The organism is Streptomyces sp. NPDC031132, from assembly GCF_055570595.1.
Map to the genome: position 1 here is coordinate 1 of NZ_JBVIGX010000087.1, position 1,363 is coordinate 1,363.

Consider the following 1,363-nt stretch of genomic DNA (forward strand, 5'->3'; position numbering starts at 1 on the left):
CGCTACGACTGTGAGGATGTTCGGGTGCCGCTCTGGGCGGTGGCCTGACTCGCGCTACGACTGGCTCTTATGCCTTGCGTTTGATCTGTCGGTCACTGCTCGGGGCGGTACTTGCTGCCGCCGGGCAGGGGACGTGTCCCGATAGGGGCCTTCGCGACAGGCACCGTCACAGTCTTGACCGCCCCCGGCCCGGCGACGGCCACCGGTTCCCGAGGCGATCAGGAGACAGGCGACCTTGACCAGCACCACGCAGCCCACCGCCCCATGTCACGTCCCGGCGGACACCGAGGACGTCCTGCTCGGCGTGGACACCCACAAAGACGTCCACGCCGCAGCCGTTATCACCGTGCTCGGCGCCGCCCTGGACGGTCGCAGCTTCCCCGCGACCGCCGACGGATACCGACAACTCCTCGACTGGGCAAGATCGTTCGGTGTCCTGCAGCGGGCCGGCGTCGAGTGCACCGGCTCCTACGGAGCCGCCCTGGCCCGTCACCTGCGCGCCGAAGGCATCGAGGTGACCGAGGTCAACCAGCCCGACAAGGCCGCCCGACGCCGCCACGGCAAGACCGACGCCATCGACGCCGAGGCCGCAGCCCGCGCCGTGTTGACCGGACGCGCCACCGCCGCCGCGAAGACCAGCGACGGCCCAGTAGAGATGCTCCGGCTGTTCAAGCTGGCGAAGGGATCCGCGATCAAGTCCAGGACCCAGGCGATCAACCAGCTCAAGAGCATCCTGGTCTCAGCTGACTCGGCCCTCCGCGAGTCGCTCACCGGGCTGAGCAACCCGCACCTGTTCAAGCGGTGCGCCGACCTCGACACCCAGCACGCAAGCGGGCCGGCCGGGGCCGCCCGCCACACCTTGCGGCTGCTGGCCCGCCGCATCCGGCACCTCACCGAGGAGATCGACGATCTCAACAAACGGATAGCCGAGGCCGTCGAAGCCAGGACGCCCGGCCTGCTGGAAGTCCACGGAGTCGGCCCGGACAGCGCCGCCGCCCTGCTCATCTCAGCCGGCGACAACCCCGAGCGACTCGCCAGTGAGGCATCCTTCGCAGCCTTATGCGGCACCAGCCCGGTCGAGGCCTCCTCCGGGAAGACACAGCGGCGCAGGCTGAACCGCGGCGGCGACCGCCAGGCGAACGCCGCCCTCTACCGAATCGTCCTCAGCCGTCTGCGCTGGGACGACCGCACTCGCCACTACCTGCAACGACGTCTGACCGAAGGCAAGACACGCCGCGAAATCATCCGCTGCCTCAAACGCTACGTCGCACGAGAGATCTACCGACTCATCGTCCCCGCCACCACTCCGGCTGACCAGACAAGACCCGCCGGAGTCGCTGCTTGACATCCATAGGGGCATCAA

1 protein-coding gene is annotated in these 1,363 nt (G+C 68.7%); it reads left to right on the forward strand.

Features of this window, described 5'->3' with window-relative positions:
- Nucleotides 1-235: 235 nt before the first annotated feature.
- A complete protein-coding gene (locus ACZ49B_RS39125) occupies nt 236-1,345 on the forward strand; it encodes an IS110 family RNA-guided transposase (protein WP_468316091.1) in 1,110 nt (369 codons plus the stop codon).
- The last annotated feature ends 18 nt before the right edge of the window (nt 1,346-1,363 follow it).